Raw genomic sequence first — 19,318 nt, forward strand, 5'->3', positions numbered from 1 at the left:
TTTTTATGGCCCAATGAATGAGCCATAGTTCTCTAAACCATGGAAGGAAAAGAGATGCAGCCATCGCGTATCCTTGTCGTCGATGACGAGTCCAGTATCAGAATCGCATTATTTAGAGCATTAGAAAAAAGAGGCCATCAAATTCTCACGGCCAATTCTTTGACAGAAGCGGAAACCCTAGCTTCTAGCGAACAAGCCTTAGACCTTTTACTAGTTGATCTCAGGCTTCCTGATGGCAACGGGCTCGATCTCATGGTGAAACTCCAAAAGATTCACCCCCAATGCCAAACCCTAGTACTCACAGGCTTTGGAACAATTCAAAATGCGGTTGAAGCCACTAAGCGCGGGGCTTTTCATTACATCACTAAACCGTTTAACATTGATGAAGTTCTCACTCTTGTTGATAAAGCCATCGAGCATAAAAAACTCAGACAAGAAAATAAAAATCTTCGCAGCCAACTTCATGAAAAATATAAATTTGAAAACATCATTGGTAATTCTCCAGAGATCAGCCAAGTCTTTGAATTAATCGAACGCGTTGCAGACAGTGATTCAACTGTTCTCATTACAGGTGAATCCGGTACCGGAAAAGAACTTGTTGCCCGAGCCATTCACTATAACTCTTCACGCACAGAAAAACTTATGGTCCCCGTAAATTGTGGAGCCATCCCCGAAGATCTTTTAGAGAGTGAACTTTTCGGACACGTGAAAGGCGCATTCACAGGAGCCATCTCAAGTCGTCAAGGCCGTTTTGAAGTTGCCCACGGGGGAACCATATTTCTAGATGAAATTGGCGATATGAGCCCCAATCTTCAAGTAAAATTGTTACGCGTATTACAAGAGCGAAGATTTGAACCTGTTGGCACAGCAAAAACAATTGAAGTAGATGTTCGAGTTATTGCCGCTACTCACAGAGACTTAGATTTATTAGTGGCAGAAAAACAATTTCGTGAAGATCTCTTTTACAGACTCAATGTTATCCCCATTAAAATTCCAGCCCTGCGACAAAGAAAAAGCGATATCCCACTTTTACTTCAACATTTCATCGCACATTTTAATGAAACAAAACGTCGAGACATCCAAGGCATTGATCAAGACGCAATGGATTTACTCATGAGCTATCAATGGCCCGGCAATGTGCGAGAGCTTGAAAATCTGGTCGAGCGACTTGTGATCTTAAAAGGTCGTGGTATTATTGAGAGCCGAGATCTTCCTGAGCGTTATCAACAGCGCAATGTTTCTTTAAATCCTGAAAGCCTTTCTTTGCCAAACAAAGGATTAGATTTCAACTCAGCCGTTGATAATTTTGAGAACACACTTATCATGCAAGCACTTCAGCGCACTGGTTGGAATCGCAATAAAGCAGCAAGCCTTTTAAATCTTAATCGCACCACACTGGTTGAAAAAATTAAGAAAAAAGGCCTTACTCCCCCCGAACGCTCAATGTAATTATTTTTTTGCCCAGGGGTTACCTAGTGCGCGATATAGAGAAATACTCCCGGCGCCAAACACTGCAAGCCATGACAAAAGAATTATATAAAGAAATTCTGGAACTCCAGCTATGTCAGTGATGGTTTCAATTGATTCACTTTTTGCAGTAACAAGTGCCACACCCATTGTTATGGCTAACGCAACAGATGCGTAACGCACAAATACTCCCACAATAAGCAGCGCACCACAAACTAGCTCTGTCAGTGCCACAAGCCATGCATGGAACTCAGGCATGGGTATTCCCAATTCAAGAAAAAACTGAGTCACTTTTGCTATATGACCCAATTTGCCCCATCCTGCCTCAACAAACATGACCCCTAAAGTGAGCCGCGTTAGCAGCCCAGGAAGCCATTTCATTTTCTCAGCAATAACTAAAACTTTAGTATGGAATTTTTTAAGCTTTTTCATTGATCCCCCAGGTTGCCTACTCTCACTGCTAGAATAACTAGAATGCTAATTCGAAATGGCTGCAAATAACAATGATCTGTGCTGACTAAGTTAAAAACAACCGCTAAGTATCATTACGTTATTTAATAATATCTTTAAATTTCAATTACTTATGCATCAATATAAATCACTCATCTGTAAAAGCTGTCTAAAACACCGGAAAATCAGCGAAGAAAAACTCAACGATTTCAAGGCCCCTGGGTGGCCCAACCGTTGCTCTATAGGCCTATGTAACAAGCTTCGAATCCCAAGGGGGCCTAAGAAGGATTTTGGGCCCTGTCCCCCAACGCGTAGAATCTTGGTATCGAGTTTGCTTTCTCAAAGGAGGAGGGTAGAGAATGAAAACTAAACTGACACTATTTTTATCTCTATTTATTCTGGCCCTGGGCTTGGCAGCCCCTTATGCAAGTGCGTCGATTCCTGATCGAGCACGTTCTATTGATCTTAAAGTTGTACCCATCTATTCAGTCAGAAAGCCTTTGATTAATAAAGAAGTCATTAATCAGTACTTTCCGCCATTAACTCCTACGAATAATGAAAAAGTAGTGGCTCTACAATTTAGAGATGGCGTAGGACAAAAAGTTTTAGAAAACCTCGTTAATGGAGAATATTTTAAACAAACTCCGATTGGTAAAATTGCAACTCAGATACAATCAGTCACACAGACCACTCTTGTGCTTTCAAAACCTGCGAAATCTGAACCAGAACCTGAAAAAAATTCGGATTTTGTTGATTCCCAAGAATCAAGTGCAACAGATCAGACTGCACCAGCAGAGACCCAAGCAAATGCGAATGACATCATCCATACTATAAATTTTAATATTAGAGCCCTTGAACATCGCGCCATTCTCACATACACGGGTTGGCTTTCATCAAATCTCACCTACACAATGGATGACAAATCTCTTCTCACCGAAATTTCAAAACCAATTACACAAAGTACAACATTATCATTGAGCAATAAATCGGTTGTAGGGCAATTCTTGCCTGAAGGCACACTCTACATCACCTACATTTTCTAAACTCCCCTAGACACCCATCAAAAAATAAAGGACATTATCCAACGGTTATATCTGTGTCTTTTTCAAAAGGACCAAAATTTATGAATACACAAGTAGGATTAAAACAATTTCGTAACAATGGCTGCGTTTCTTATTTGATTTACGATCGTCAAACAAAAGAAACCGTAGTGATAGACCCTGATGCCACATTACTTGATGAATACGCGCATTTTCTCAGTCACTCTGAGCTTAAACCAATTTGGGTTTTAGATACTCATATTCATGCAGATCATTTCTCTGCGACCCATCTCTTTGGTCAAGAATTTCAATCTGAAATCGGAATGTCTCACCTCACACAAAGTAAAAGACCCACAAAATTTCTCAAAACTGGTGACAAAATAAATTTTGGAGCCCATGAACTCACCGTTCTTGAGACTCCAGGACATACACCTGATTCTCTTTCATTCATCGGAGACGGCATTGTCTTCACTGGGGACTCACTTTTTATTGGCTCAACTGGCCGCACCGATTTTCCGGGCGCTGATGCTTCTCAACAGTGGGAAAGTATTCATAAAATTTTTGAACAATTACCTAAATCGACAGTTGTTTTACCAGCGCATGATTACAACGATTATCTTTTTTCGACTTTAGAAGTAGAAATACAAAAAAATGCACACCTCTTAAAATCAAAAGAAGAATTCATCTCGTTTAAAAAATTAGAATCTATCGTCGCATCTGATGATGAGATTAAAAAAAGAATTGAATTTAATTTAGCTAAAAACCCAACTCCACCAGAAGTTATGGGTGAATGCGCGACCTCTTGTGGAATGCCAAGTAAAGACACCGTAAGTTTTAAGAATATTGGCCCACAAGAATACCTACCCGTTATCAAAGAAAAAGCAGATGGTGTGGCCTTTATCGATGTTCGTGAGGCTGAGGAATTTGAGGCTGGGCATATTCCGGGTACACAAAATATACCCATGTCAGAGCTTGGTTTACACCTATCTGAGCTACGCAAATCGACTAAAATTTATATGTCATGTCTCTCCGGTGGGCGCAGCTCATATACTTCTAAGACATTGAGTTATCTCGGATTTTCAGACGTAACGAACATCAGCGGCGGATTCCGTGGATGGGTCATGACGGGACTACCAATAGAAAAATAACTCGCAGCTTAATTGTCTTGCAGGTCTACTTTATTCCCGCTAAATTCCCGCTGTAGATGGACATATTGGGTAGATCGTTACCCAATATTTAAGGGAGGTATTTATGAAAACACTAATTCTTAGTTTAACACTTACATTATTATTTTCTACAGCAGTTCAGGCTGAACAACTTATTGTGGTTGAATGTCGAAGTTCAAACAACAAAGTTAAATTACACGTAACTTCAAATGCCGGTAATACAAATTTAAATTTATTTGTAAATGAACAGGCTTCAAGAGATTTAAAACTCGACGATTATTCAAAATTTGCAAAAAATAAATTATACACATCACAAGATCTTGCAAATACTCAGCGTCAACAGAACTCACTTGTTGTACTTAGTGTTCCACGAGATGTGTCTTTTTCAACTGGAGAAAAATTTCGCGCCAGCTTAGAAAATCGTGATTACGATTACGACTATTACCACGGTCTCTATCGTTATGTTGACGCTGGCCCATTAGCAAACGGTTATGTAATCCGTCGCTGGGGTTCAGATACACGATTGAAATGTGTTGTTAAAAATTAAATTTAGTTAGTTATTCTAATTTTACAAAGAACTTAAATTGAAAAGCCCCGTTGGAAACGATGGGGTTTTTTATTGATTACTTTACTTCATTTCCGTGTGCACGATAACTCCAGGTCGAGCACCTCGTACCGCGCGTAAGAAAAAACGTCTTTTTCTAAGGTCATCCTTGAACCACCAAAGTTCTTTTGGCTCTACATTGTTTTGCGAAAGTACACACAATGCCTCTGCCAATCTTTCTGTAGGAAAAACACAATAAAGCTCGCCTCCAGTTTTTAATAATCTTTTTGCTCCACGTGCCCATAAATTTAAACTTAAGGTACTATCGTGCCTTGCGAGCTGATCTTGTTTATTCTTATTAACAGGCCCTGAACCTTCAACAAAAAATGGCGGGTTAATAACGAATCGATGAAAGAGATCCCAGTTCATTTTATTTTTAAAAAATGTACTAGCTGATATTTTTTTAGCCTCAGCTTTTTCACCGTAAGATTCTAAGTTTTGTTGAGCTACTTTCACAGCTTCACTGACGATATCAATAGCCAAAACCTTCGTCGCTTTTTTGTGAATGAGCATATCGTAAGCAATGATTCCATCACCACAGCCCACATCGATGGCATAAACTAAACGATTACCCTTACCAATGCCTTTCATTAAACGCACAAGCTGACACCCATCTTGGGTGTGTCTTTTTTGTCCTGATTGAAATTTCCAGTCAGTTTTATACATCTTAAAACTTATTGATTATGAGGCCTGATGGAATTTTGGGATAAAAGAATGTGGATTTGTGAGGCATCTTGCCGAACTTATGCGCGACCGCCATTACATCATCACATGTCGTGGGGCGTACTAGAAAACCAACTTGGAATTCGCTTTTCTTTAGACGGTCTTCAAATTCAGAAATGCTTTTGACATAGGCTATGTCTTCTTCTTTTGGAGAACCCATAAGCTCTAATATATTTTCATGAAGAAGTTCTAAATCAAGTTTCCCGCTTTTTAATAAATCTGATGTGCGCTTAAGACGCATCAGATGATAACCACCATCAGAGAGCATCACTCCAAAGGCTGTTGTCGGAGAAAGTTTTAGTTGTGTTTCAATATCACCTAATGTGGCAACCGGTGTGATTTCAAAATCTTGTTCAAATGTACTGAGAAAAGAATCTTTACTGAAATTTTTAAGCCCTTTTACCAAGCGATGAGTTGGCAAAATCACAGTACCTGGTTGTTTAAACGAGCAGATATTTGCCAAAACATATTTCTGACTTTCTTTTTCACCTTGATGATCTTTAAAAAACTTCAATGCTGTTTCGTAGCGATGATGTCCGTCTAAAATATAAAACTTCTGATTACCCAAAGTTTTTTCTACATCTTTGATAATCTCGACATCAGTTATATTCCACAACTTATGTTCCACACCCATATTATCCGTAAACGAATAAAGTGGCTCCTTACCTGCGACGATTTTTTCAAATTCATCTCCGCTAAATCGTGGGGAATCATAACCTAAAAAAACAGGCTCCATATTGCCTTGGGCTGATTCCATCAACTGGTAGCGATCTGCTTTTGGCCCTGCGAATGTTTTTTCGTGTGGCAAAATAACTTTGTTTTCGTAATCTTCTAATCCAACACGACAAAAAATACCCGTACGACTCAAAGTGCCGTTTTTCATACTCGCAGGTGGAATGTCTTGGCAAAACAACTCATAGCGATCGAGTTTAAATTCTTGCTTGTAAAAATAAAGGCTCGGTTTTTGATCTTGAATTAAGGCACCTTGCTCCATCCATTGCTTGACGTTTTCAGAGGCTTTTTGATGTTTGTTTTCACCTTCGGCTAAAATCACATGTGAAAAATTCCAGGAACTCATTTGTTTCATATTTTTTAATTCAACAGGGGAAATCACGTCATAAGGAGGAACAACAACCTTGGCGAGGCTGCCGACTTTTTGCGTGTCGTAGCGCCAAGCTTGAAACGGTTTTACTACTGCCATTTTTTTAATCCTTTGTTTTTTCTGCTATATCTTTTCGAAAATGCATTCCTTCAAACTGAACACTTTTGATTATTTGGTAGGCTTTTTTTCTGGCTGCGGCAACTGTTTTGTCTATTCCGATTGCATTTAAAACACGACCACCCGCCGTAAGGTAGCCATTATTAGCAATCGTACTTGCATGAAGAAGATATCGAGACTCATCTGGCTTCACTATTTTTTTATCAATGGTAAATCGAATATTTTTTTGTGGTGTATCGGGATAACCAGGCGCCGTAATTACGACACACACAGCAGCTTGGTTTTTCCATTTCAATTTTGGAATTTCGCCATTGGCAACTTTTAAAAATACTTCAGCCCAATTCCCGTCAAGCAGTGGCAAAAGTACTTGAGCTTCAGGGTCACCAAAGCGCACATTATATTCCAAAACAAAAGGCCCAGCTTTTGTCATCATCACACCGATATATAAAACCCCACGATAATCAATCTTGTCAGCCTTAAGACCTTCAAGTGTGGGAATAATAATCTTTTCTTCTAATTTTTTAAGATGTTTACTCCACTGTTTCACAGGTGCAAACGCACCCATTCCACCAGTATTTGGGCCTTTATTTTTATCATGAAGTCGCTTGTGATCTTGGCTTACTGGCAAGAGAACGTATTTGCCCCCAGCAATTAAAAGCATGAGGCTTAGTTCTTCGCCCTTAAGATGTTCTTCAAGTAATACTTTTTGAGCGGCCTTACCTAAAGTTTTTGTCTCAAAAAAATCATGCAAACATTTTTTAAGTTCAACTTGTGATTCACAAATGCGCACACCTTTTCCAGAGGCCAAACCATCGGCTTTGACCACCCACGGTGCTTGAAATTTTTCAGCGGCAGCGGCTTCAACTTCTAATGCCGTGGTGCAGATCACTGCATTTGCAGTTGGAATTTTATGCTTAAGCATAAATTCTTTAGAAAAAACCTTGCTCGTTTCTAATCGTGAGGCCGCAAGTGAAGGGCCAAATACATTAAAGCGTTGGTTTCGCAATGCATCACTTACTCCCGCCGCTAACGGAGCTTCAGGGCCAATGACAATAAGATCTGGTTTGATTCGTTTTGCTAAATCAAGAGCAGTTCTTAAATCATTGGGGTCTGTGAGATAGCAAGTTGCATCCAGTGAAATACCAGGATTTCCAGGAGCACAGCTGACTTGTTTTACTTTTGGGGAGTGCTTCAGAGCTTTTACAAGTGCGTGCTCTCGACCGCCTCCACCGAGTACTAATATGTTCATGCTTTAAAACTATCTTATCAAATTGCGATACTGTCAATTGACCAAAGCTCTGCGTTATCATTACTCTTGCAATTTATAGGGCTACTTTTAATAAAACCGCCATAAATTATAGGGCGCTCATAACCTAAGGATCAAAAAATGGACGACATTGTCATAGTTTCCGCAAAACGAACACCTTTTGGAGCTTTTGGTGGAACCCTCAAAAATTTCACAGCCACAGACCTCGGGGTTGCCGCAAGCCAGGCCGCAATTAAACAAGCCGGTGTTTCGCCCAATGACATTGATCATGTGGTTTTTGGAAACGTCGTACAAAGCAATGTGGATTCTATCTATTCACCAAGACATATTGGTCTTCGATGCGCAATTCCAGAGCACGTTGGAGCATTAGGCCTTAATCGCCTCTGCGGAAGTGGTTTTCAAGCGATCACCACTGCAGCGCAGATGATCATGACAGGTGAAGCCACCATGGTTTTAGCTGGAGGCACCGAGAGCATGTCAACCGTGCCATACATCGTACGTAATGCACGTTTTGGCTATCGTATGGGCCCTGGAGAATTCGAAGACTACCTCACAGCAGCACTGGTTGATCTGTATGCGGGTACTCCCATGGCCATCACAGCCGAAAACCTTGCCACAAAGTATGGCATCACACGTCTTCAAGTTGATGAATATTCTTTGCTCTCACAAAAACGCTGCAAAGCTGGAATCGAAAAAGGAGTTTTTGCTGACGAACTCACAACAGTTGAAGTACCTGATAAAAAAGGGCCGATTCAATTTTCAAAAGACGAACATCCCAGACCCGATGTCACCATTGAAGCATTGGCAAAACTAAAACCTGTATTTAAAAAAGATGGAATCGTAACCGCAGCAGGGTCATCTGGAATCGTTGACGGTGCCGCTGCAGTTATTGTGACATCAGCAAAACTTGCAGAGAAAAAAGGCCTCAAACCACTGGCGCGTCTTGTCTCTTGGGCCAGTGTGGGTTGTGATCCAAAAATCATGGGCATAGGCCCCGCCCCCGCATCACGTAAAGCATTAGAGATCGCAGGTAAAAAATTAAGCGATATGAATCTTATCGAAGTAAATGAAGCCTTTGCAGCTCAATATCTTGCCGTTGAAAAAGAACTAGAACTTAATCGTGAAATAACCAACGTCAATGGCGGCGCAATTGCTATTGGTCATCCCCTGGCAGCTTCAGGCACAAGACTCACCATGCATTTGATTTATGAACTTAGACGACGTAAACAAAAGTATGGTTTGGGTTCAGCATGTATCGGTGGCGGACAAGGTATTGCTGTTGTTTTAGAAGCATTCTAATTTAAACGAGGAACTCATCAATGATTAAACTTAAAGATAAAACATTTGTAATTACTGGCGGAACAAGTGATGTGGGTCGAGCACTGGCTTTAAACCTCACCAGTCTTGGTGCAGACATCGCAATTCTTGATAAAAACCCTGAGAAGGCTCGTAGAATCGTTGATGAAATATCTGAAACTCGCGAGGTCAAAGAATCTTTCGGAAAAGCAGCGTATTTTGAAGTTAATCTTACGGATCATAAAGCCGTAAAAGAAGCAGTCAGTAAAGCGGCAGAAACTTTTGGCGGAATCGATGTTCTTATCGGAGGGCTTTTTACATCAAAAGTTTCTTTGATCAATTCTCCTGACTATTTAGAAGAATTTGAGCGCATGATTGACATTAATACTAAGAGCGCTGTTTACACCACACAAGCCATTGTACCCTTTATGCGTGGTCGTAAACGTGGAAAAATTATTTATCTCATATCTGATTTAGTTCGCTGGGGCTCTGAAGGCGAATCCATTTTAGCGATCAGTCGCGGTGGGATTATTTACTACGCAAGATCATTAGCTCGTGAATTAGCTTCATCCAATATTGCGGTGAATTGTGTGGCCATGGGCCCCACAGAAGATTACTTACTTGCGCGAGATCCAAGTGCTTCAAGTATTAAAGTCACAGAAGAAAAATTATTAGCAGCAATGCCCATGGGAAGAACTTTGCGAGCAGACGAAATCGCCCAAGTAGTAACTTTTCTTTCAAGCCCACTAGCTGATGCCGTCACAGGGCAAACCTGGTCAGTTAACGGTGGTCTAACAATGTTTTAATTTTACCAAGAGTAAATTACTAAGTTGGCTGTTATGGATCCAAAATCATAATCTGAACAGAATTTGAAGTAGGAACAAAAATAACGTTTTCACCTTTACTCAATTCCCCAATCATACGCCATAATTCTTCTTTGAAATTCAACCCATACTTTTTTAGTTCTTGCTGTGCTACTTTCTCGTTTGCCCGAACTGCTGTTATTACATCAGAAATTAGTTTTCTACGTAAGTTTGCGAGCTCACTGCTTTTTCTTACAGTCGATAGGGGTAACATTTCTGCATAATCTTCATGGGCAAAATATGGTTTTACAATCACCAATTTTTTTAAATCAAATGCAGTAATTGGAACAATCGGGAAACCTAAATCTTGTATAATTTTTGTGAGTGCAATCTCTCTTAAAAAAGAAGTTTTATATTTACCGTCATATATTTTAACAATTTGATTTCCATCAGCCAGATGAACTCGAGAGATATTATCATTCCCTTTTGAAAGTGGATGATCTTCATATCGGTAAGTCTTTTCGTTTATTTCAATAAAAGTGCGCTCTAATTTCGCTCCGCTAAACCTCATTTGGCCTTCACTGGTTTGATTAGAAGAGTTTTTCCCAAACGTTTTTTCTGCTTGTGTTGTGTGGTAAAGCTCATACAAAGCCGAAGCACAACTGGCGTGTGCCTCTTGATTTAAAATCGCAGAAAACACTGTCAAAAGAACCATCAAAGTGACGTTAATACGCCCTCTAATAACCTTATGAGCATCCTGTAGTTTTTGATTATCCATGGGATTGATCTATGGAATTAACATGCCAAACAACTACGGCACGCACATTGCTTTGTAAATGACTGGAGTTGCCATGCAGAAAATTAAGAGAGTCACACCTCGGGTTTCAATTATCACAAGCCTATTTTGGGCTTTAATTTTTTTAACTGCAAATCAAGTTTGGGCTTCAAGCTCAAGACCCATCGATTCTATTTTATATAACATTTCAACAACCACTGAAGATCAATTGACACTCGTGCAAGGAAACAACAACTCTAAAACTCCAGTACTGAATTTAGGCCCGGCAGAAACATTACTTGTAAATGCAACGTGGAGTTTTATTCAAACTCAAAAACGCGTTTGGAATTGGGAGTATGATCCACCAAGCAGAATAGCGCATTATTGTGTAAATGAATGCGCTTGTGTAACCGAGGAAATTGGAACAGCGCTTAAAGTAAGTTTTCCAGGAATTAAAATTTATACCCTGCGCACTGCAAGAACGGTTAATAAACTCATGGGAGTTCAGGTTTTAGTAGGTGATGCAAAATTCATCGCAAATTGGGATTACCATATTGCGCTACTCGTTGGAAACAATGACGGCCAATGGGGTGTAATTGACCCCATTATATTTTCAGATCAAAAACCACACGCATTATCAGAATGGTTTGGACGCTTTCTTCAACCCAACCAAACTTTTATTCTTCAAAAACTGACCCCTGCCTTAATTCAGTGATTGTACGGCTTTACTTTTTACCCTGCCAATGCAATAAAAGATCGTTCGCAAACATATAGAAATACAGGGGTACTCATCCTATGAAACCATTTGAAGGTTCTGATTTTTACAATATCGATTCTATGCTCACAGAAGAAGAACGCATGATTCGAGATACCGTCAGACAATGGGTTTCAAAAGAAGTCATTCCCATCATCGAAAAATACGATCGAGAAGGTACATTTCCAAAAGTATTAGTTCCACAACTTGCCGAAATGGGAACCCTTGGAGCAACACTTAAAGGCTACGGTTGCGCGGGGCTTAGTTACACAGCGTATGGCCTTATCATGCAAGAACTTGAGCGCGGCGATTCAGGCTTGAGAAGTTTTGTGAGCGTGCAAGGAGCGCTTTGTATGTTCCCCATTCACGCTTATGGTACTGAAGAACAAAAGCAAAAATATCTTCCTGGAATGGCGGCCGGCAAAATCATTGGCTGCTTCGGACTCACAGAACCTGACTTCGGTTCAAACCCCGGTGGAATGCTCACACGTGCTCGTAAAGATGGTGACAGCTACATTCTTAACGGCAGTAAAATGTGGATCACCAACGGTGGCCAAGCCGAGGTAGCAATTGTTTGGGCAAAAACAGAAGACGGAAAAATTCGTGGATTTCTCGTCGATAAAGGAACTCCAGGTTACACAACAAAAGACATTCACGGCAAATTCTCACTAAGAGCAAGTGTCACAAGTGAACTTAACTTTGCAGATTGTCGTATTCCTGCATCAAATTTACTTCCAAATGTTGAAGGTCTTAAGGGCCCCTTTGGTTGCTTAAATAACGCACGTTTCGGAATCGCTTGGGGCGCACTTGGCTCTATGATGGCTGTATTTCATGAAGCCACAGAATATGCAAAATCACGTATTCAATTTGATAAACCCATCGCAAGTTACCAATTGGTTCAAGCAAAACTGGCCTATATGTTAACTGAACTCACCAAGGGTCAACTCGTAGCACTCCAATTAGGGCGCATGAAAGACCAAGGCTCAGCCAAAGCACATCATGTGAGCTTAGCTAAAATGAATAACGTTTCAGAAGCCCTAAAAATTGCACGTATCGCCCGCGATATCTTAGGTGCAAACGGCATTACAGATGAATATCAAGTTGGTCGCCACATGAGAAATCTTGAAAGCGTAAACACCTATGAAGGCACTGAAGACATTCATCGTTTAGTTCTGGGTGAATACATCACCGGAATTCCCGCTTACCGAGTGAACTAATACTGTGACATAAAAAAAAGCCCCTGATTTCTCAGAGGCTTTTCAAAATACAATTTTAAGCAGTCTTATGAACGTGATTTCTTAAAGCAATCACGGCAATAAACTGGTTTTGCTGGATCGGGCTTGAAAGGAACCTGAGTTTGAGCACCACATGTGGAGCAAACAGCAGAGAACATTTGTCTGTCGCCACGGTCTTCACCACCACGGCCTCGTCCACCACCACCACCACCGCCACCACCTTCACGACCGGTTTTACGGTTGTCGCGGCAGGGTTTGCACCTTGTAGGTTCATTTTGAAAACCTTTTTGTGCATAGAATTCTTGTTCGCGTGATGTAAACGTAAAATCAACACCACAGTCCTTACATTGAAGGGTTTTATCTGAGTAACTCACTTTAGGGTTCCTTTTTTTGAATGGTTTAACATATTTTTCTCGGGGCGCTTAGTCCCCTAGGAGTTTCTTTACTGAAAACCGGTGGGAATACTTTGCAAGCCTTATCAATAATATTAACGCACAAGCCCATAGAATGCAAGGGGCCCTTATACTTACTGGGTTTTTTTAACATTTATGGCTTTTGGCCCTTTGGGCGCACTTCCTACTTCATATTCAACCTTATCACCTTCGTTTAATTCCTCCCCAGGCGGGACATCTGTTGAATGTAAAAAGATATCCTCACCGTCATCGCCAGTAATAAAACCAAAGTGCTTTTTAGGATTATACCACTTCACCTTCCCCGTTTTCATTGCTGTATCTCCTAGTGCAACGGGTCTTAAAGCTCTTATATTTATGCTAAGGGTCTTGGCGCTTATCGTCAAGCCGCTGAAATCGTTTATAGTGAATTCTAGACATGCGTCATATGACTACCCGGTAGGACCCATGTAAAAAGTAGACTTAATTTACGGCATTTTAAAGCGCGATTTTGTCACTTTTTTCGACACAAATTAAAAATTCCTTAATGATTTCAATGGGCATTGGTATTGCTAATAACGGTATTGTCCCGGCTTGTGTTCCAAGCCTTGTTGAAGTTGAAGCATTCCCTGAGAATGCGGAAGGTAGTTGTTGTGGAACGTTTATATCGTGTCGTTTTCTTAGCTTTATTTATCATAGGTTTTGTTGGAGCAGCAGCTAGTAGCAGCCAATCGGGCCTAGGATCTGATGAATCTGCTTTGGTTTCTATGATCAAAGATGTGCGTTTGGCCCAAGAGGCAAATGAGATCAACGAAGGTCGTTGGAATCAAAATGTTCAAAGCCTAAATGAAGATTCACTCGCGCGGGTTGAGGCCGTGTTTGCTCACGACTCATCTGTCACCACTGTTCAAAAGTAAGAGTTAAAGCACTCTTGCCTGTCGTATAGTAATCGTCTACTTTCGAACTTAAAAGTAGACGATTACCTCTGTGAGGAGAATATGGCGGAGTTACCCAAAGGGTTTGAACCCACCCAAGTTGAAAATAAGTGGTATCAATACTGGTCAGATAAAAATTATTTTTCAGCTGACGAAAATTCAAAAAAGCCATCTGTCAGTTTTGTCATCCCACCGCCAAACGTCACGGGCGTTTTGCACATGGGGCATGCGCTAAATAATACTCTTCAAGACATCATCGTTAGATTCAAACGCATGCAAGGTTTTAATGCCCTCTGGATTCCCGGCATGGACCACGCGGGCATCGCTACACAAATGGTTGTTGAACGCATGCTCGCAAAAGACGGAGTAAAACGTGAACAACTGGGTCGTGAAAAATTCGTAGAAAAAGTTTGGGAATGGAAAGCGCAATCAGGCGGAATGATTCTGGGCCAACAAAAACGCCTTGGCTTAAGCGTTGATTGGAAACGCTCGCGCTTTACTTTAGATGAAGGGCTATCCCTTGCTGTACGCAAAGTCTTTGTTGATCTTTACAACGAGGGCTTGATCTATCAAGGAAACCGCCTTGTAAACTGGTGTCCACGATGTCAAACCGCAATCTCTGATCTAGAAGTTAAACATTCCGATACCAAGGGTACACTTTGGCATATTCGTTATCCGTTAGCCAATAACGCAGAAGTGATCGTTGCTACTACGCGACCTGAAACTATGTTGGGTGATACTGCCATTGCGGTTCATCCAGATGATGAGCGCTATAAAAAATTAGTAGGTCTTAAAGTTAAATTACCACTCACTGATCGAGAAATTCCCGTTATCAAAGATGACTATGTTGCAAAAGATTTTGGTAGTGGCATTGTTAAAATCACGCCAGCACATGATTTTAATGACTACGAAATGGCGGTACGTCAAAAACTTCCGATGATTTCCATTCTTGATACCAAAGGTGTCATTAATGAAAAGGGCTATTCCTATAAAGGCATGAAAGTCGTTGATGCACGTAAAAAAGTTTTAGAAGATTTAACTGCTCTGGGTTTATTAGTGAAAGAAGAACCCCACGCTATGTCTGTGGGTCGCTGTGATCGCTGTGAAACGGTGATTGAACCCATGCTTTCAGATCAATGGTTTGTGAAGATCGCTCCACTTGCAAAACCAGCTATCGAAGTTGTTGAAAGTGGAAAAATTAAATTTACTCCTGAGAACTGGAAAAAAACTTACCTTGATTGGATGTACAACATCAATGATTGGTGTATTTCACGCCAGTTATGGTGGGGGCATAGAATACCCGCTTGGAAGTGTGATGATTGCAAAAAACATACTGTCTCAATGCAAGATGCAACTGAATGTCAGTTTTGCGAATCAAAAAATATTAAACAAGACACTGACGTGTTAGACACTTGGTTTAGTTCAGCCCTTTGGCCCTTTAGTACAATGGGTTGGCCCGATAAAACAAAAACATTAGAAAGTTTTTATCCAACCACAGCCCTTGTTACTGGGTTTGATATTATTTTCTTCTGGGTCGCTCGGATGATCATGATGGGTCTTCACTTTATGAAAGATATTCCATTTAAAACTGTATACATTCACGCTCTGATTCGCGATGAAAGTGGTCAGAAAATGTCAAAGAGCAAGGGTAATGTGGTTGATCCGTTAGATCTTGTGAATGATTACGGAACTGATGCATTAAGATTTACCATGGCCAGCATGGTAGGTGCCGGACGCGACATTAAATTTAGTGAAGATAGACTTGATGGTTACAGAAATTTTATTAATAAAATCTGGAATGCAACGCGGTTTTCTTTAACAGCTTTAGAAAATATTAAACTTTCAAAAGATATTAAAAAAGAAGCGTTAACTTTGCCTGACAACTACATTGTGTATGAATTAGAACAAACAATTAAAGTAGTCACTCAAGCTCTTGAAGAATATAGATTCACCGACGCCGCTTCAGCACTTTATAAGTTCACCTGGAATGAGTTTTGTGATTGGTATTTAGAATTATCAAAACCCGTACTCTACGGCACTGATACCGAGCAAAAAGCTCAATCTGGAGCAGTACTTATCGGTGTATTAGAAAGACTCGTTAAACTATTACATCCCTTTGTTCCATTTATTACTGAAGAAATTTATCAATTACTTCCAGATCATGGCGAAAGTGTCATGATACAAAATTATCCAAAAACAGATGATCCTTTTTTCAAATTGGGTTCTAAAAAAGCAGCTGACGAAACAGAACTTATGAAACAAGTTATCACCGCAATACGAAATATTCGTGGTGAGAATCGTATTAGCCCAGCAATTAAAATTGCTGCACGTGTGGCATGTGAAGATGCTCAAGTTTTAGAAGTACTTAAGAAAAATACAGCTTTTGTGTTAAGCCTTGCTAGGCTTGAGAAATTTGATTTGAGCACAAGCGGTGGTGACACAAAAAAGTGTGCTGTGTCTCTGGTGGTATCTGGAAACCTTAGGATTCAAGTTATCATTTCTCTCGAAGGTCTTGTAGATTTCGCTGAAGAAATTAAACGCCTTAATAAAGAACTAGAAAAAGTGAATAAAGACTTAGAACTCACTAATAAAAAACTATCCACTGATACGTTTGTGAAAAATGCGCCACCAGAAATTGTAGCACTTGAGAAAGAAAGATTAGAACAGCTAACAGATAAAAAAGTGCAACTTGGTCTAGGCCTTCAAAGATTAAGTTAACGCTTAACTACGATCAGACCGAGTAGTGAAATTATGGTTAAAAGCGACAACCATCGTAAACATAAATAGATATTGTCAGGTGTGGTTCGATATTCAATTTTATGTTCACCCTGGTTTAATTGAATCAATTGATTCTCGTTAATATGCATAGTTTGATTAAGTGGATATTCTTTTTCATTTACATAAATTTTACTCCACGGAAATGCCTGCACATTTAAAGCGATATCTGTGGATTCAGATAAAGTTAATGTCACAGGCTGAACAATTCCAAACTGCTCACCTGTACCAACAGTCAAATATTGTTTCAGCAATGCTGCTTCCGTTTGATTATTCATATAGTCTTTATACAATCTGGTTGTTGCATAGGCAGGATATCCATAAAATTGCCGAGGCAACTCGGTAAGTTCATCTGTATTCTTGTTCCACGGAGCTTCAACACGTTGATACTCACGCCAAACAAAAAGCGCACGTGGTATTTTAAGCGCAACCCCTAGCACCGCTATGATTACCGGTATCAACATCAATTTTAATATTTTATTCTCTGGTATCAATCTCTCTCTGATGACTAGAGCTGATAAAGGTATTGCCATCACCAACAATAGCAAATTGCAATAAGCCACTAAACGATATGTGAATTGAAACGCCGAAAACCCTGAGGGAATGTAGGTCCATAGAATTGGCGCTACAGAAAACAATAGTATTACTGAAAATGAAACGCCTGAGAAAACAAATACTGATTTATGCACACCTAAAGTTTTATTGGATTTACTTTTAAAAAGTATAAAACTTAAAAATGCACAAACTAAGAGTAGCGGCGTATTAATCTGAGTGTCTATGTAAGGTATTATGATCTTTAAAATTTCATCATGACTTTTATTCCATGTTCTTAAATCTAATGGAATGGGGGATAACCTTGCTATAATACTTTCTAAGTCTGGAAAAGTCTGAAGTTTTTGAATAGCACGGGTCATCTCTGTATGAATCCCGATTTTAAAATAAATATAAAGCCATGAACTCATTGCCACCAAATATAAGATTCCATAAACAGCCAACCACTTCATAAGTGGTTTTTTATTTTGAAACTGGTATGTGGCAAGTAGCGAGATGAACCCACAGAGTAAAACTCCAAAGGTTCCAGTTAAGGGGTGAATACCAGCAACTAGAATAATGCAAAGTGCGACCAGATAAGGCATGTGTGTTTTTAAATATTTTTCAGGGTTAAATATTATGCATAAATGCCAACAAAGCGCGCAGGTTAATAGTGTAAATGAAATGAATTCGGTCGCGGCAGCACGATTATATAAATTTGTCAGTGGGTATATTGCGTAAGTCACAAGAGCTGCAATAAAAAGCGCCCATCTCTTGTGACCTGAAATTTCTTCGAACAATCTTTTAACCGCAAAACATTGAGCCAAAAATAAAACAACTACAACAAATCGATAAACAAGGTCTGTTGAAATAAAAATGCTTAGCAAACCCATTATCGGATAAAAAAATACCCCATAAAAAACAGGGTACGGCATTCCGACAACTTGGTTTGTGTTGAAAACTAATGGAAATGAATAGTGTTGACGAAAATATTCGCCAAAATATGCAATCATCCATTGATGATTAAACCAGTCTGTTGGAAATTGATGATTTAGAAAAAAAAGTGGAATGAGCGGCAAGATACAAATTCCAATAACCCAAAGTCTTTGCCGCACGAGAGTACCTTTAATGTAAAATAGTTTTACAAAGACTTAATGGTTGCTTTTGCATACTCAGTTTTCATAATGGCAATATTTGATAGAGAGATTTCGACTGGGCAAGCCGCTTCACACTCACCAATGTTCGTGCATCCACCAAAACGTTCTTTATCCATTTGATTGACCATACCCTCAACACGTCGGGTTTTTTCAACTTGCCCCTGTGGTAAGAGCGAAAGCTGTGCGATTTTTGCCGAGGTAAAAAGACTAGCAGAAGCATTTGGGCATGCAGCAACACATGCACCACAACCAATACAAGTTGCAGCGTCCATTGCGCGATCTGCAATATCTTTGGGAATCAAAATAGCATTAGCGTCGGCATGTTGACCCGTTTTTGCAGAAGTGTATCCACCACTCCCGATGATGCGATCAAATGCGCCGCGATCAACAACTAAATCTTTAATGACAGGAAACGCCTTTGCGCGCCAAGGCTCTATCACTAGGGTGTCACCATCTTTGAACGATCGCATGTAGAGTTGACAAGTTGTAGTTGCTTTTTGTGGGCCATGGGCTTGACCATTAATCATACAGCCACAAGTTCCACAAATTCCTTCGCGACAATCACTATCAAATTCAATGGGATCTTTGTTCTCTTTAACAAGTCTGTCATTTAAAACATCAAGCATTTCAAGAAATGACATATTGGGTGACACATGAGTGACTTTATATTCTTCAAATTTTCCAGCAACATCTGAACTTGCCTGACGCCATACACTCAAATTCACTGTCATG

Annotated in this window: 19 protein-coding genes; 10 read left to right on the plus strand and 9 right to left on the minus strand. The window is 40.0% G+C overall.

What is annotated here, in order from left to right; genetic code table 11:
* Window positions 1-54 precede the first annotated feature (54 nt).
* Window positions 55-1,449: a sigma-54 dependent transcriptional regulator gene (locus tag SGI74_11605; GenBank protein ID MDZ4678139.1), complete on the plus strand. Its 1,395-nt coding sequence runs from the start codon at window positions 55-57 to the stop codon at window positions 1,447-1,449.
* On the opposite strand, the gene SGI74_11610 is transcribed toward SGI74_11605, so the two are convergent.
* A complete protein-coding gene (locus SGI74_11610; GenBank protein ID MDZ4678140.1) occupies window positions 1,450-1,899 on the minus strand; it encodes a DoxX family protein in 450 nt (149 codons plus the stop codon).
* Window positions 1,900-2,276: 377 nt separating this feature from the next.
* Here SGI74_11610 and SGI74_11615 point away from each other — a divergent pair, with 377 nt between their 5' ends.
* The 3 genes from SGI74_11615 (at window position 2,277) to SGI74_11625 (ending at window position 4,670) form a co-directional block, all read left to right on the plus strand.
* Window positions 2,277-2,960 carry a hypothetical protein gene (locus SGI74_11615; GenBank protein ID MDZ4678141.1) on the plus strand — a complete coding sequence of 228 codons (684 nt, stop codon included), beginning with the start codon at window positions 2,277-2,279 and terminating at the stop codon, window positions 2,958-2,960.
* Window positions 2,961-3,040: 80 nt separating this feature from the next.
* Entirely contained in the window at window positions 3,041-4,105 is a 1,065-nt protein-coding gene (locus tag SGI74_11620; GenBank protein ID MDZ4678142.1) for an MBL fold metallo-hydrolase, read from the plus strand.
* Window positions 4,106-4,208: 103 nt separating this feature from the next.
* Complete coding sequence (locus SGI74_11625; protein MDZ4678143.1) at window positions 4,209-4,670, plus strand: hypothetical protein; 462 nt, start codon at window positions 4,209-4,211, stop codon at window positions 4,668-4,670.
* Between the two features lie 81 nt (window positions 4,671-4,751).
* On the opposite strand, the gene SGI74_11630 is transcribed toward SGI74_11625, so the two are convergent.
* Genes SGI74_11630 through purD form a run of 3 tightly spaced genes read right to left on the minus strand, consistent with a single transcriptional unit; the run spans window position 4,752 to window position 7,918 of the window.
* Entirely contained in the window at window positions 4,752-5,393 is a 642-nt protein-coding gene (locus SGI74_11630; protein ID MDZ4678144.1) for a methyltransferase, read from the minus strand.
* A 1-nt stretch (window position 5,394) separates the two neighbouring features.
* Entirely contained in the window at window positions 5,395-6,651 is a 1,257-nt protein-coding gene (locus SGI74_11635) for a DUF1015 domain-containing protein (protein MDZ4678145.1), read from the minus strand.
* A gap of 4 nt (window positions 6,652-6,655) precedes the next feature.
* On the minus strand, window positions 6,656-7,918 hold the full coding sequence (gene purD / locus SGI74_11640; GenBank protein ID MDZ4678146.1) for a phosphoribosylamine--glycine ligase: 1,263 nt from the start codon (window positions 7,916-7,918) through the stop codon (window positions 6,656-6,658).
* Window positions 7,919-8,056: 138 nt separating this feature from the next.
* Here purD and SGI74_11645 point away from each other — a divergent pair, with 138 nt between their 5' ends.
* Together SGI74_11645 and SGI74_11650 are read left to right on the plus strand one after the other, a co-directional pair.
* Entirely contained in the window at window positions 8,057-9,235 is a 1,179-nt protein-coding gene (locus SGI74_11645) for an acetyl-CoA C-acetyltransferase (GenBank protein MDZ4678147.1), read from the plus strand.
* A 20-nt stretch (window positions 9,236-9,255) separates the two neighbouring features.
* On the plus strand, window positions 9,256-10,038 hold the full coding sequence (locus SGI74_11650) for an SDR family oxidoreductase (protein ID MDZ4678148.1): 783 nt from the start codon (window positions 9,256-9,258) through the stop codon (window positions 10,036-10,038).
* 31 nt (window positions 10,039-10,069) lie between these two features.
* Here the strand turns inward: SGI74_11650 and SGI74_11655 are convergent, their stop codons facing one another.
* Window positions 10,070-10,813 (minus strand): hypothetical protein, encoded by a 744-nt coding sequence (locus tag SGI74_11655; protein MDZ4678149.1) that lies wholly within the window; start codon window positions 10,811-10,813, stop codon window positions 10,070-10,072.
* A gap of 73 nt (window positions 10,814-10,886) precedes the next feature.
* On the opposite strand from SGI74_11655, the gene SGI74_11660 reads away from it, so the two are divergent.
* Together SGI74_11660 and SGI74_11665 are read left to right on the plus strand one after the other, a co-directional pair.
* Window positions 10,887-11,525 carry a hypothetical protein gene (locus SGI74_11660; protein MDZ4678150.1) on the plus strand — a complete coding sequence of 213 codons (639 nt, stop codon included), beginning with the start codon at window positions 10,887-10,889 and terminating at the stop codon, window positions 11,523-11,525.
* Window positions 11,526-11,605: 80 nt separating this feature from the next.
* Window positions 11,606-12,781, plus strand: a complete 1,176-nt coding sequence (locus SGI74_11665; GenBank protein ID MDZ4678151.1) for an acyl-CoA dehydrogenase family protein — start codon at window positions 11,606-11,608, stop codon at window positions 12,779-12,781.
* A gap of 65 nt (window positions 12,782-12,846) precedes the next feature.
* Here SGI74_11665 and SGI74_11670 read toward each other — a convergent pair whose 3' ends face one another.
* Together SGI74_11670 and SGI74_11675 are read right to left on the minus strand one after the other, a co-directional pair.
* Window positions 12,847-13,173 (minus strand): zinc-ribbon domain containing protein, encoded by a 327-nt coding sequence (locus SGI74_11670; protein MDZ4678152.1) that lies wholly within the window; start codon window positions 13,171-13,173, stop codon window positions 12,847-12,849.
* Window positions 13,174-13,325: 152 nt separating this feature from the next.
* A complete protein-coding gene (locus tag SGI74_11675) occupies window positions 13,326-13,523 on the minus strand; it encodes a cold-shock protein (GenBank protein ID MDZ4678153.1) in 198 nt (65 codons plus the stop codon).
* Between the two features lie 318 nt (window positions 13,524-13,841).
* On the opposite strand from SGI74_11675, the gene SGI74_11680 reads away from it, so the two are divergent.
* Complete coding sequence (locus SGI74_11680) at window positions 13,842-14,105, plus strand: hypothetical protein (GenBank protein MDZ4678154.1); 264 nt, start codon at window positions 13,842-13,844, stop codon at window positions 14,103-14,105.
* A gap of 81 nt (window positions 14,106-14,186) precedes the next feature.
* Window positions 14,187-16,841, plus strand: a complete 2,655-nt coding sequence (locus SGI74_11685) for a valine--tRNA ligase (GenBank protein ID MDZ4678155.1) — start codon at window positions 14,187-14,189, stop codon at window positions 16,839-16,841.
* On the opposite strand, the gene SGI74_11690 is transcribed toward SGI74_11685, so the two are convergent.
* Together SGI74_11690 and SGI74_11695 are read right to left on the minus strand one after the other, a co-directional pair.
* Window positions 16,838-18,544 (minus strand): hypothetical protein, encoded by a 1,707-nt coding sequence (locus tag SGI74_11690; protein ID MDZ4678156.1) that lies wholly within the window; start codon window positions 18,542-18,544, stop codon window positions 16,838-16,840. The two genes, SGI74_11685 and SGI74_11690, sit on opposite strands and share 4 nt — an antisense overlap.
* A 26-nt stretch (window positions 18,545-18,570) precedes the next feature.
* On the minus strand, window positions 18,571-19,317 hold the full coding sequence (locus SGI74_11695; protein MDZ4678157.1) for a succinate dehydrogenase/fumarate reductase iron-sulfur subunit: 747 nt from the start codon (window positions 19,315-19,317) through the stop codon (window positions 18,571-18,573).
* Window position 19,318 lies beyond the last annotated feature (1 nt).

This window comes from Oligoflexia bacterium (assembly GCA_034439615.1).
Classification (GTDB): domain Bacteria; phylum Bdellovibrionota; class Bdellovibrionia; order JABDDW01; family JABDDW01; genus JAWXAT01.